Origin of the sequence: Polaribacter sp. MED152 (assembly GCF_000152945.2) — a bacterium.
Taxonomy (GTDB): domain Bacteria; phylum Bacteroidota; class Bacteroidia; order Flavobacteriales; family Flavobacteriaceae; genus Polaribacter.
Genome location: NC_020830.1, coordinates 632056 through 644289, shown reverse-complemented (window position 1 = coordinate 644289; position 12234 = coordinate 632056). Strand labels below are relative to the sequence as shown.

Sequence of the window (12234 nt, the reverse complement as noted above, 5' to 3'; positions counted from 1 at the left end):
TTTAGATAAAACTTTCATTACAATTAACAAATAGAATTATGGCCAATAACATTAAAAATCAAGAAGAAATTTTAGCAAAGCTAAATATCTACGAGTTAAATGAAATGCAAAATGAAGCCATAGAGGTTATAGAAAACACGAAAAACACTGTTATTTTAAGTCCTACAGGAACAGGAAAAACATTGGCTTTTTTATTACCAACTTTAAAAATGTTAGATGTTGATAATGAAAATATACAGGCTTTAATTTTGGTGCCTTCTAGAGAACTTGCTATCCAAATTGAGCAAGTAATTAGAGAAATGGGAACTGGTTTTAAAGTAAATGCTGTTTATGGAGGTAGGTCTATGGCAAAAGATAAAATAGAATTAAAACACACACCTAGTATTTTAATAGGAACTCCAGGTAGAATTTCCGATCATTTTGCAAACGATCGTTTTTCTAAAGAAAGTATCAAAACATTAATTTTAGATGAATTTGATAAATCTTTAGAAGTTGGTTTTGAATATGAAATGAGAGGTATTATTAATCAGTTGCCTAATCTAGAAAACAGAATTCTAACATCTGCAACTCAAGAAACTGACATTCCAGAGTTTGTTGGTTTAAAAAATGCGAAGACCTTAAATTATTTAACAGGTAAAAAATCAAAGAAATTAGATATTAAAATAGTAACATCTAGCAGTAAAAGTAAGAATCAAACCTTAGTAGATTTGCTGAAGTATATAGGAAATCAACCAGGTATAATATTTTGTAATTTAAAGAGTACTATAGAAAATGTTAGTGATTTTCTAATAAAGAACAATATTACCCACAGCACATTTTCGGGTGGAATGGAACAAAGAGATCGTGAGCGCTCTTTAATCAAATTCAGAAACGGAACTAGCCAAATTTTATTGGCTACGGATTTGGCTGCAAGAGGCATAGACATCCCTGAAATTAAATACATTGTGCATTATGAATTACCTCAAAGAATAGAGGAGTTTACCCATAGAAATGGGAGAACAGCTAGAGTAGATGCTAAAGGAACAGCTTATGTTTTAAAATGGGCTAAAGAACAATTACCAGATTTTATTAAAGGAGCAAATAATGTTGATATTTCCAATCAACAAAAATTAAAATCCATTTATTGGGAAACTTTGTTCATTTCTGGAGGTAGAAAAGATAAAATATCTAAAGGAGATATTGCAGGATTATTTTTTAAAAAAGGTGCATTAAACAAAGATCAATTGGGTGTTATTGAATTGAAACAAGATTGTGCTTTTGTAGCTATACCAAAATCAGAATCAGCAAGATTGGTAGAAAAACTCAACAACGTTTATCTTAAAAAGAAAAAGGTTAGAGTTTTTACTGTTTAGCTTGATTTTAAGGACAACAAAAAAATAGGTCATTTTATTTTTAAGATGGGTAAACATTCTTAAATTTACTTTTTAATACTATTTAGATTTATATGTTAGAATTAGCAGGTATCATTATTTTAGGAATTTTAGCTCAATGGGTTGCTTGGAAATTTAAAATTCCGGCAATTTTACCATTAATTTTAATTGGTTTAATAGTTGGGCCAATTGCAGCTGAATATCTAAGTGAAGATGGTACAAAATGGATTGAACCAATATGGAATGGTGATAAAGGCCTTTTTCCTGGCGATTACTTGTATTATTTTGTTTCATTAGCTATTAGTATTATTCTTTTTGAAGGTGGTTTAACCTTAAAAAGAAACGAAATTAAAAATGTTGGGCCAGTTATTACTAAGTTAATTACACTTGGCTCTGCTGTAACCTTTTTTGGTGCAGCCATTATTGCTCATTTTATTTTTGATTTAGGTTGGGAGATTTCCTTTTTATTCTCAGGTTTAATTATTGTAACTGGACCAACCGTAATTACTCCAATTTTAAGAAATATTCCCTTAAAAAAAGATATAAGTACTGTTCTTAAATGGGAAGGTATTTTGATAGATCCAATAGGCGCTTTAGTTGCAGTTTTGGTATTTGAGTTTATAAGTGTTGGTGGTGAAGGTGGTTTTACAAAAACAGCCCTAATTGAGTTTGGAAAAATTTTATTATTTGGTACAACTTTTGGTTTCACTTTTGCTCATGCATTAGCATATGCTATCAACAAGAAATTAATTCCACATTACTTGTTAAATGTTGTTTCGCTTTCAGCTGTTCTTTTGGTTTTTGTAGAATCTGAACTTTTTGCTCATGAATCTGGTTTATTGGCAGTAGTAGTAATGGGTATGGTTTTAGGTAATGGAAAATTAAATAACATTAAAGAACTGCTTTATTTTAAAGAATCTTTAAGTGTACTCTTAATATCTATCCTTTTTATACTATTGGCAGCAAATATCAATATGGATCAGCTATTACTGCTTTATACTTGGAAAACAGCAGCACTATTTGCATTGGTAGTATTTATTATTAGACCTTTGGCTGTATTTTTAAGCACTACGAATTCAAAGTTAAAATTCAACGAAAAACTTTTTATTAGCTGGGTAGGGCCAAGAGGTATTGTTGCAGCAGGTATTGCTTCTTTATTTGGAAGTAAATTGTTAAAACAAGGAGTTGAGGGTGCAGAGTATATTACGCCTTTGGTTTTTATGATTGTATTAGGAACTGTTTTATTAAATGCAACTACGGCTAGATTGTTTGCAAAATTGGTAGGGGTGTTTTTAAAGAGTTCTAATGCCATTTTAATTGTTGGTGCTTCAAATCCTTCAAGATTAATAGCAAGTTTCTTAAAAAGTAAAGGAAAGCGAGTGGTAATTATAGATTCTAACAAAAACTTTATCAAGCAAGCCTTAAACGAAGATTTAGAAGCGTTAGCTGTAAACATTTATGATGATGAATTAAGAGATAATATAGAGCTGAATGATGTTGGTTATTTAATTGCAATGACAGGTAATGATGCAGTAAACAAATATGCATTGGCTAATTTTTCTACAATTTTTGGTGAACATGGTGCATTTAGATTAGCCTCTTCTTTAGAGGTTATTAATGCCACTTCTGAAGAGCGTGAAAACTTCTTTACACCAAAAGACGATTATATTAATTTAAGTGAGGCATTTAGAGAAAATCCTACAATTAAAGAAATTGAAATTAACTCTGAAGAGGAGTACAACAAAATTTTAGAGTTATTAGCTAAAGAAGAAAAGTCAATTCCGTTATTTATTGAAAAGGATAAAGGAATATATTTAATTGCTGAGTTTGAAAAGGCTGGTTTAGAAAAGAAAGGATTAACTTTTTCTTATCTGGGTAAAGATATTGATGAAAGTTACAAAACAGAAAAAGAGGTTTATTTATAGATCTAATTCGAAAGTTTGTCTTAATTTATCTAAAAGCGGATTTTTCTTTACCAAAATTTTGTATTTACCAACATTACCATAGGCTTTTTTCTCTTCTATAGTCTTGTCAATTACAATTTTGGTAGATAATCCATAGTTATTTAAAGATTCTCTTAAATATTTTAAAAACTTGTACTTACCTTCTTTAAAGTGATCTTCTATTAAAGTGCTTGGTAGGTTTAGTTGAATAACAAAATTAGGTAACAATTTAGGTTTACTCACACCTAAGGCTGTAGCCATATTGTTTTCCCCTTTACTAATCATTTTTTTGTGATAAATATCCCAGTGCTTTTGCAGTTCTTTTAGTGTAAAATCATCTTTAGGGTGATTGTCAAAATTTTCTTCAACAACACTTTTCTTAACCTCTTTTTTCTGGTGGATACTTTTTAGTGATAACGAAGAAGACCTTCTCTGAACAGATTTTAATACAGGCTTTTCTTTTACTGCTTTTGTATCTTCTACATTAGCTTTTGGTGTAAAGCTATTGTTTAAAGTAGGTTTTTTAACTTCTTGAAATTTAGGCGATAAAGCTTGAAAAAAAGTAGCAGGAATTATGTAGTTAGCTGACTTTTTTTTTTCTCCATCAAAAGTGATAGAGGCAATTTGCATTAAAGTTAATTCTACAAGTAATCGCTGATTTTTGCTGGCTCTATAATTTAGATCACAATCGTTAGCTTTGTTAATAGCTTGCATTAAGAACGGTATACTTGCTTTAGTGGCTTGCTCTAAATATTTCTTTTTGGCAGAATCACCAACTTCTAATAAAGCAACTGTGGCCTTATCTTTTGCTACCAATAAATCTCTAAAATGACTAGCTAATCCGTTTATAAAATGATGCCCTTCAAAACCTTTACTAAGAATTGTGTTGAAAGCGTTTAAAACATCAGGTATTTTGTTTTCGAGCAGTAAACTTGTCATATTAAAATACGTTTCATAATCTAAAACGTTCAAGTTTTCTGTAACTGCTTCTCTAGTTAATTCTTTTCCAGAAAAACTAACTACTCTATCAAAAATAGAAAGCGCATCTCTCATTGCACCATCTGCCTTTTGAGCAATTATGTGCAAAGCATCATCATCTGCATTAATTCCTTCTTTTTCGCTTATTGTTTTTAAATAGTTTTTGGCATCTAGAACGCCAATTCTCTTAAAATCAAAAATTTGACAACGAGATAAAATTGTAGGTATAATTTTATGTTTTTCTGTTGTTGCTAAAATAAAAATAGCATGAGCAGGTGGTTCTTCTAAGGTTTTTAAAAACGCATTAAAAGCTGCCTGAGAAAGCATGTGCACCTCATCTATAATATATACTTTGTACTTACCAGTTTGTGGTGGTATACGTACTTGATCTGTAAGACTTCTAATATCATCAACAGAATTATTAGAGGCTGCATCCAATTCAAAAATATTAAAAGCAAAATCTTCATCTTCTGAACTTTCTACTTCTTGCTGATTTATTTTTTTTGCTAGAATTCTGGCACAAGATGTTTTACCAACTCCTCTAGGACCTGTAAACAACAAAGCCTGCGCTAAATGGTTGTTTTTTATAGCGTTTTCTAACGTATTTGTGATGGCTTGTTGCCCAACAACGTCCTCAAAATTTTGAGGTCTATATTTACGTGCAGAAACTATAAAATGCTCCATGAATTAATTTGAATTGAATAACAAAAGTAACTATCTAATCCGTTTTTTACAATAAGGTTTCTTAACAAAATGCTAAAGTTGTAAACAAACTGTATGATGATGTCTTTTCTTGCGACTATAGTTGTAATTCGGTTTTGTTATCGAGTTAAAAGTTCAGAAATTTGTGCCAAGAATTTTTTTAGTTTGTTCTTGGTGCAAATTTTAATTTAAAAACGATTTTAATTTTATGAAATTTTACAAAGCATTTTTTACAGTTACTTTTTCTTTACTATTATTTTCTTGTTTAGGGTTTTCTAAAAAAGATTCTAGTTCTAATGATACTCAAAAAATCCATAGTTATACACCTTCAGAAGATACCAAAGTAGCTTATTTTGCTAGTGGTTGTTTTTGGTGTGTAGAGGCTATTTTTGAGAGTGTTAAAGGAGTAGAGGAGGCTGTATCAGGTTACGCAGGTGGGTTTACAAAAAATCCTACTTACCAATCAATTGGTACTGGTAAAACAGGTCATGCAGAAACTGTAGCCGTTTATTATAACCCAAAAGAAGTTTCTTTTAAAACCTTAGTTGCTGTATTTTTTGGCTCTCATAATCCAACAACAAAAGATGGCCAACACCCAGATTATGGCACTCAGTACAGGTCTATTGCTTTTTATAGCACAGCAGAAGAAAAACAAATTATTGAAGATAAAATAGCAGAATTAAATAAGTCTGTCTATAACAATCAAATTGTTACAGAAGTAACAAAACATACTAAGTTTTATGAGGCAGAAGAATATCATCAAGACTTTGAAAGAAGAAATCCTAATCAAGGTTACGTAAAAGCAGTTTCTGTGCCTAGATTAAATAAGTTCAAGAAGAAATTTCCTGAGTTATTAAAAAAGAAAAGTCATTAAAAAAATCTTGGCAATTATTGTTTGCTAAATACCATACAATGTTGCCAAGGTAAATTACTTATATTTTCATCGAGCTTAAATCCAGCAGCCTGTAATTCTTTAACAGCTTGCTTTTCGCTCATTTTATGAAGTTTTTTTATAGGAACAGATTTGTCTTCCATTCTATATTCTATCAAATAAATTTTACCATTTTCTTTCAATGCTTTTCTAATGGATAAAATCATTTCTTTTGGATAGCTAAACTCATGATACACATCAACCATCAGTACTTTATCAAAAGTATTTTTAGGAAGATTTACAGATTTTTCATCACCTTCAACTAACTCAATATTGGTGTATTTTTCAAACTTCGGATTTTTTAAAATAGCATTTAACATTTCTGGCTGTATATCTACAGCATAAACATATCCACTCTTACATAAAGGTGCCATTTTAAACGCATGATATCCAGAACCAGCACCAATATCTGCAATAATATCAGTAGATTTAATATTCATGTTTTTGATTAGTTTGGAAGTGTTTTCTTCTTTTTCACGCGTAGAACGTTCTAACCAATTTATGCCTTCATAACCCATTACATAAGCAATTTCTCTGCCTAAATACCATTTTCCAATTCCATTAAAATCTCCTTTTTTGTAAATATAATCTCCTGAAGAATTGTTGTCTTTTTGACTAAACACAGAAAAACTTATGGCAAAAATTAGTAAAAACAAAAATGTAGTTTGATGAAAGCTTTTCATGTTAATTGGAATTTATAGAGAATTCACAAAATCTGTAAATACTTTTTTATGTAATTCTAAATCTAGATCTGGCGATAACGATGCACGAACAATATAGTCTTTATCTCCTTCTTTTGTAGTACCTTGAGTAGATGTTGCAGGAACTGTCCAATAACATCCTTTTAATTGTCCGTAACTTACACAGAATTTACTTTCGTCAGGAATTTCTGTAATCATTAGATTAATTAATTTTAAATTCAAGGCTCTTTTATAAGCCTCTTGCTCTTCTAAAGTTGTACCTTTTGTAGGCAAATCTAAAGAGAATACAGAAGGTGTAAAACCTTGTAGAGCCAACTGTTCTGAAACAAAATTAATTTTAGCTTCTGGTAAAACTTTTTGAATAAAACTTACAAAATCTTTTGTATTTTGATAAGCTTCTAGAATTCTATGGTTCATACTAGGCAACTGCTCAGCAAGAATATCATATTGTTGTTTTGTAGCTTCATTATCACATAAAGTTAAGTGATGCTCAATTTTGTGCATTAAAGCCTTTGCTTTATCATTAGAAACACAATAACCAGCAGTACATTTACCTCCACTAGGAAATTTAGAACCGCTAGCATATGCGATACTTCTGCAAGTTGATAAAATTTCACCTTCGCCTAAAAATTGATAATTAGGACAAAAAGTTTGGTCTAAAATGAAAATAGGATCTATTGCACTTTCTCCAGAATTGGTTTTGCGTTCATTGGTTAAAACACGTTTTAAATCTTCTAAATTCGGAACTTCAACTCTTGGATTTGTAGGTATTTCTGCAATGATATAAGGTACAGCATCTTCATTTGCAACTTCATCTAAAATGCGGTCTATGCTAGAAACCATATCATTTTTACCATCTACAGGTAAATCAACAACTTCAATATTTTTATCTAATGCTGCAACTCTTCTTGCTTGATCGTTTGTACCTCCATAACAATTTGGTGGTACAATAAATTTTATAGTTTTATTTTTATGATTTTGAAGAGCATCATCAACTAAGCCCATCATAATTGCATATTGAATAGATAATCCACTAGAGCCTAATAAAGGAGTAGCTTTTGTGCCTGTAATATCTTTGATTAAACTTTGTACTAATTTTTTGGAATCATTAGCACTTGTATCATTTTCGGTGTATGATCTTCCTAAAAACAGATTTAACGCTTTTAAAGAATTTACAGGTGTCATAGCAACACTTTCTCTTCTTCTAACATGTTGAATTTCTGATGTGTATTCTTTATTTTTTACTCCATTTACCAATAGAACACTTCCTAAGTCTGAATACGCATTAACATAAAAATCAACTGATGAGCTTAAATTAAACGTTTTAAAGTCTTCTTTATCAGATATAAAAATAGTACTTGAATCAGATTCTTGAATTTCACTTTCATTATCAATTAAATGAGTACTAAAATTATAGCCATAAACACGTTTTAAGGTTTCAAAATCTATATCATTAAATCTGGAATTTGTAAAATAAATAGCTGTGTCTTTATTTTCCAATAAATTTTTCCTTAAAACTGCCAAAATAGGCATCGTTAAAGAAGAAAAACTGATTACTTCATCTGGATGTAAATCGTTTAATTTACTTAAAATCCATTCAAGAACACAAGATAAAGGGTGCCCTAAACGAATATAATCATAAGCAGTTGGTAAATTTTCTAGCTTATTTTTATTGACTGTATCGTTTTTAAATAAGGCTTCAAATTTTGCTAAAAATTCGCTTTTTGCAAGCGATTCATTATATATATCCAGTCTATGAGTTGTTAGATTAACCCAATCACTAGGCATATTATCAACAACTTGAGCAATAAAATTATTTAATTTTTGATGTATCATAGGTTTAAATAGAATCTTAAGAATAGCTTTTTATGCTATTATTGATAGTATTGTTTCAGCACTAAACTTTACACAAAACTATATACTTTGTAGTCGAAAACCAACCAAAAAAATTACAAATTTAATAATCTTTTAGCAGCGTTAAATGGTGTGGTTTTTCCATTTTTTAAATTCATAATTTCTTTAGTTAACTCTTTACTAATGTTAGGATTGTTGTAGAAATTATCTTTTAATTGCTGATTTATGGTAGAAAGTAGCCAAAAAGTATTTTGCTCATTTCTTTTCTCTTCAAAGTAATTGTTGTTTTTGGTAAGTTTAAGATATTCAGCAATCATTTCATGAACCTTATCAATGTTCAAATTTTGCAATGCACTTGCAGTTATAACTTTAGGTTGCCAGTTACTTTCTTTTAAAGGGTATAAATGCAAAGCTCTGTTAAATTCTACTTTAGCAATGTTAGCATTTTTAGCATTATCACCATCAGCTTTATTAATAACAATGGCATCTGCCATTTCTATAATTCCTCTTTTAATTCCTTGCAATTCATCTCCTGCACCTGCAAGTTTCAGTAATAAAAAGAAATCTACCATGGAATGAACTACAGTTTCAGATTGACCAACTCCCACAGTTTCAATAATTATAGTATCAAAACCTGCAGCTTCACATAAAATTATAGATTCTCTGGTTTTTTGAGCAACTCCACCCAAAGAGGTCCCAGAGGGTGAGGGTCTTATAAACGCATTTTGATCTGTAACCAACTGTTCCATTCTGGTTTTATCACCTAAAATAGAACCTTTATTTACAGAACTGCTTGGATCTACAGCTAAAACTGCAACCTTGTTTCCTTTATTTGTAAGGTATTTACCAAAAGCTTCTATAAATGTACTTTTACCAACACCTGGCACTCCAGTAATACCAATTCTTACAGAATTGTTTGCAAAAGGCAAGCATCTTTCTAAAATTTCGTTTGCTTTTTTTTGATGATTCGCATTTGTGCTTTCTACTAAAGTAATTGCTCTGCTTAGAAATGTAATGTTTCCTTTTAAAATTTGAGTTACAAATTCATCAACAGAATTTCTTTTTGCTCTGTTAATTTTTATTTTTTCTGCACTAGAATAGTTAGTGGTTTCTGGTTTAGAAACACCTTCTTTTTCATGCAATGCAGATTGTTTTTTATTCATTGTAAAAGTTAATATGTAAATTTAAAGATAAATTTTAGAACGTTTTGCAACATCGTTAAAAATGTATCGTCTTTAGAATAAGAATGATTTAATGAAACCAACCAAACAATTACATCAAACTATAATTGATCAATGCAAAAGCAATGATGCAAAAGCGCAAATGCAATTGTATAATTTGTATGCAAAAGGCATGTTTGCTGTGGCTGTTAGGTATATGAAAGATAAATGTTTGGCAGAAGATGTAATGCAAGATGCTTTTATTAAGGCGTTTAAAAACATTAAATCTTATAAAAACGAAGTAGCATTTGGAGCTTGGTTAAAGAGAATAGTGATCAACCAATGTATAGATTGTTTAAAACAAAAGAAATTAGAATTGGTTACTATTAATGAAGAAATAACAGGGAATTTAGAAAGCGATAATTGGCATTTTGAAAGTGATATTTGTATAGATTTAATTGTGTCAAAAATTAACGAATTGAAAGATAAATATAGATTGGTACTCACCTTATATCTTTTAGAAGGTTATGATCATCAAGAGATTTCATCAGTATTAAATATTAGTGAAAACACTTCTAGAACACATTTGTTAAGAGGTAAAAGAATGTTAAGAGAAGAATTAAAAAGTACGAGGTATGCAGCAAGATATTAGAGATAAATTTAAAAATTATAAAGAAGAAAAGGTTGAGTTATCTAACAACCATGCTAAGAAGTTCGAGGCACTTTTAAATCAAGAATTGCATCAAACAAAGCCTAAGAAAAACTATATAAAATGGTTATCTATAGCAGCTTCTATTTTATTACTTGTAAGTATTGGAGTTCAGTTTTATCCTACAAAGAAAGAAGATCCTATTTTAATTAAAACGGATGATAATTCAACTCCCAAACAAATTACTTTAGGAAATATATCACCTGAATTCAATACTATTGAAACCTACTATACAAATAGTATCAATTTAGAAATTAGTCAATTAGATTTATCTGAAGAGAATAAAGAATTAGTAGATAACTATTTATTAAAAATTGCAGAACTAACAAAAGAGTATAAAGATTTAACCCAAGAGCTCAATACAAAAGGGGTTAATGACGCAACTATAGATGCATTAATTCGTAATTTACAATTACGCCTACAGCTTTTACAACGTTTAAAAAAGCAGTTAAATGAATTTAAAAATTTAAACACAAAACAAAATGAACAACAAATCATATAAATTATACCTAACCTTATTTTGCCTTGGGTTTATAAGTATTGTATCAGCCCAAAAGTTTGATAAAAAATATACTGAAACCTTTAAGACCAATAAAGATGTACAGGTTGTTATAGATGCATCTAATACAGATATTGATGTAACAACTTGGAATAAAAACGAGGTGCAAATAAATGCCTATATAGAGGTTGAAGGTGTTTCTAAAGAAGAGGCAGAAAAGTACTTTAACAATTGGCAGTTTGAAGCATTAAGTAATAAACGTAAAGTAAATATTTTATCTAAAGGTCAAGGGCCTGCAGGTTTTAAAAACAACTTTGTCTTTTTCGATGATATGGATTTTGATTTTGAAATGCCAGATATAGATTTTTCGAGTTTTGAGACCATTGTTTTGCCAGAAATGAATTTTGATTTCGATTTTAATTTCGATAACATTCTTATTGACATAGACGAAAATATGGGTAAAAATGGGAAATACGATTTTAGATGGAAAGATGATGATCATGACATTGTAATTACTTCAAAAGAAGAGTGGGAGGCCTTTAAAAAAACCAAAGAATATAAGCAGTTAAAAGAAAAGCTAAACATAGATAAAGAGAAAATGCGTAAAGAAATCGCAGAATCTAAAGAGAAGGTTAAAATAGAAATGAAGAAGGCTAATGAGGAATTAAAAAAAATAGATAAACAAAAAATTAAAAACGAATTAGCCAAAGCCAAAGCTGAATTAAAGAAATTGAAAATGAATTTCAGTTCAGACAAAAACGAAATTATTATTAATGGTAAAACCGTTAAAATAAAAAAGCGTTTGGAAATTAAAGTTCCTAAAAAAGCAACTTTCGATTTAAACACTCGTCATTGTAGAGTAAAACTGCCAAATACAGTTGCTATTGGTAAAGTAAAGTATGGTACTTTTATAGCAAATAATTTAATTGATGGTGAATTGGCAATAGATTATTCTAAAGTTACCATTAACGATTTAAACGCTTGTACACTATTCTTAAACAATGTAACTGATGCTAAAATAGCATCAGTTACTAATACTACATTATCTAATAATTCATCTAGTGTTAATGTAGCCAATGTTAATGAAGATGTAATTGTTACAGATAAATTTGGTCTTTTTACAGTAGAAAATTTTAATCCTAATTTTGGTAATTTTATCATTAATTTAAGTCAGTCTGAAGCTATTTTACTTTTAAAAGATGTGCCAAGTAAATTCAAATACGGAGTGAACAGAGTTAAATTAAATAACAAAGCCACCAAAAACCCTTTAAATGCAACTACAACTAACTTCATTAAAGTAAATGGAGAGTACAGTACAATTACTATAAAGTAAACACTTCTTTTAGAAAACTTCTAACAAATTCCATTTCGCTATTCTTCTTAAAGT

General features: G+C 29.7%; 10 protein-coding genes. 6 read left to right on the top strand and 4 right to left on the bottom strand.

What is annotated here, in order from left to right; genetic code table 11:
• The first annotated feature begins 38 nt into the window (after window positions 1-38).
• Together MED152_RS03035 and MED152_RS03030 are read left to right on the top strand one after the other, a co-directional pair.
• A complete protein-coding gene (locus MED152_RS03035; RefSeq protein ID WP_015480383.1) occupies window positions 39-1352 on the top strand; it encodes a DEAD/DEAH box helicase in 1314 nt (437 codons plus the stop codon).
• Window positions 1353-1444: 92 nt separating this feature from the next.
• A complete protein-coding gene (locus tag MED152_RS03030; protein ID WP_015480382.1) occupies window positions 1445-3295 on the top strand; it encodes a sodium:proton antiporter in 1851 nt (616 codons plus the stop codon).
• Here MED152_RS03030 and dnaX read toward each other — a convergent pair.
• Window positions 3290-4975: a DNA polymerase III subunit gamma/tau gene (dnaX, locus tag MED152_RS03025; protein WP_015480381.1), complete on the bottom strand. Its 1686-nt coding sequence runs from the start codon at window positions 4973-4975 to the stop codon at window positions 3290-3292. The genes MED152_RS03030 and dnaX overlap by 6 nt on opposite strands.
• 226 nt (window positions 4976-5201) lie before the next feature.
• On the opposite strand from dnaX, the gene msrA reads away from it, so the two are divergent.
• Window positions 5202-5867: a peptide-methionine (S)-S-oxide reductase MsrA gene (gene msrA / locus MED152_RS03020; RefSeq protein ID WP_015480380.1), complete on the top strand. Its 666-nt coding sequence runs from the start codon at window positions 5202-5204 to the stop codon at window positions 5865-5867.
• A gap of 14 nt (window positions 5868-5881) precedes the next feature.
• Here the strand turns inward: msrA and MED152_RS03015 are convergent, their stop codons facing one another.
• The 3 genes from MED152_RS03015 to meaB form a co-directional block, all read right to left on the bottom strand.
• Window positions 5882-6607, bottom strand: coding sequence for a class I SAM-dependent methyltransferase (locus MED152_RS03015; protein ID WP_015480379.1), 726 nt, complete (start codon window positions 6605-6607; stop codon window positions 5882-5884).
• 12 nt (window positions 6608-6619) lie between these two features.
• Complete coding sequence (locus MED152_RS03010; RefSeq protein ID WP_015480378.1) at window positions 6620-8461, bottom strand: cystathionine beta-synthase; 1842 nt, start codon at window positions 8459-8461, stop codon at window positions 6620-6622.
• 113 nt (window positions 8462-8574) lie between these two features.
• On the bottom strand, window positions 8575-9642 hold the full coding sequence (meaB, locus tag MED152_RS03005) for a methylmalonyl Co-A mutase-associated GTPase MeaB (RefSeq protein ID WP_015480377.1): 1068 nt from the start codon (window positions 9640-9642) through the stop codon (window positions 8575-8577).
• 91 nt (window positions 9643-9733) lie between these two features.
• Here meaB and MED152_RS03000 point away from each other — a divergent pair, with 91 nt between their 5' ends.
• From MED152_RS03000 to MED152_RS02990, 3 genes are read left to right on the top strand one after another with little or no spacing between them, the layout of a single operon-like run.
• On the top strand, window positions 9734-10291 hold the full coding sequence (locus MED152_RS03000) for an RNA polymerase sigma factor (protein ID WP_015480376.1): 558 nt from the start codon (window positions 9734-9736) through the stop codon (window positions 10289-10291).
• Window positions 10275-10850: a hypothetical protein gene (locus MED152_RS02995; protein ID WP_015480375.1), complete on the top strand. Its 576-nt coding sequence runs from the start codon at window positions 10275-10277 to the stop codon at window positions 10848-10850. Before MED152_RS03000 ends, MED152_RS02995 begins: the two co-directional genes overlap by 17 nt.
• Entirely contained in the window at window positions 10831-12180 is a 1350-nt protein-coding gene (locus MED152_RS02990; RefSeq protein WP_015480374.1) for a hypothetical protein, read from the top strand. The genes MED152_RS02995 and MED152_RS02990 overlap by 20 nt, the downstream gene beginning before the upstream one ends.
• The last annotated feature ends 54 nt before the right edge of the window (window positions 12181-12234 follow it).

Coding starts and splice junctions, on each gene's coding strand:
- MED152_RS03035 (WP_015480383.1), top strand. CDS start 39: ATGGCCAATAACATTAAAAATCAAGAAGAAATTTTAGCAAAGCTAAAT.
- MED152_RS03030 (WP_015480382.1), top strand. CDS start 1,445: ATGTTAGAATTAGCAGGTATCATTATTTTAGGAATTTTAGCTCAATGG.
- dnaX (WP_015480381.1), bottom strand. CDS start 4,975: ATGGAGCATTTTATAGTTTCTGCACGTAAATATAGACCTCAAAATTTT.
- msrA (WP_015480380.1), top strand. CDS start 5,202: ATGAAATTTTACAAAGCATTTTTTACAGTTACTTTTTCTTTACTATTA.
- MED152_RS03015 (WP_015480379.1), bottom strand. CDS start 6,607: ATGAAAAGCTTTCATCAAACTACATTTTTGTTTTTACTAATTTTTGCC.
- MED152_RS03010 (WP_015480378.1), bottom strand. CDS start 8,461: ATGATACATCAAAAATTAAATAATTTTATTGCTCAAGTTGTTGATAAT.
- meaB (WP_015480377.1), bottom strand. CDS start 9,642: ATGAATAAAAAACAATCTGCATTGCATGAAAAAGAAGGTGTTTCTAAA.
- MED152_RS03000 (WP_015480376.1), top strand. CDS start 9,734: ATGAAACCAACCAAACAATTACATCAAACTATAATTGATCAATGCAAA.
- MED152_RS02995 (WP_015480375.1), top strand. CDS start 10,275: ATGCAGCAAGATATTAGAGATAAATTTAAAAATTATAAAGAAGAAAAG.
- MED152_RS02990 (WP_015480374.1), top strand. CDS start 10,831: ATGAACAACAAATCATATAAATTATACCTAACCTTATTTTGCCTTGGG.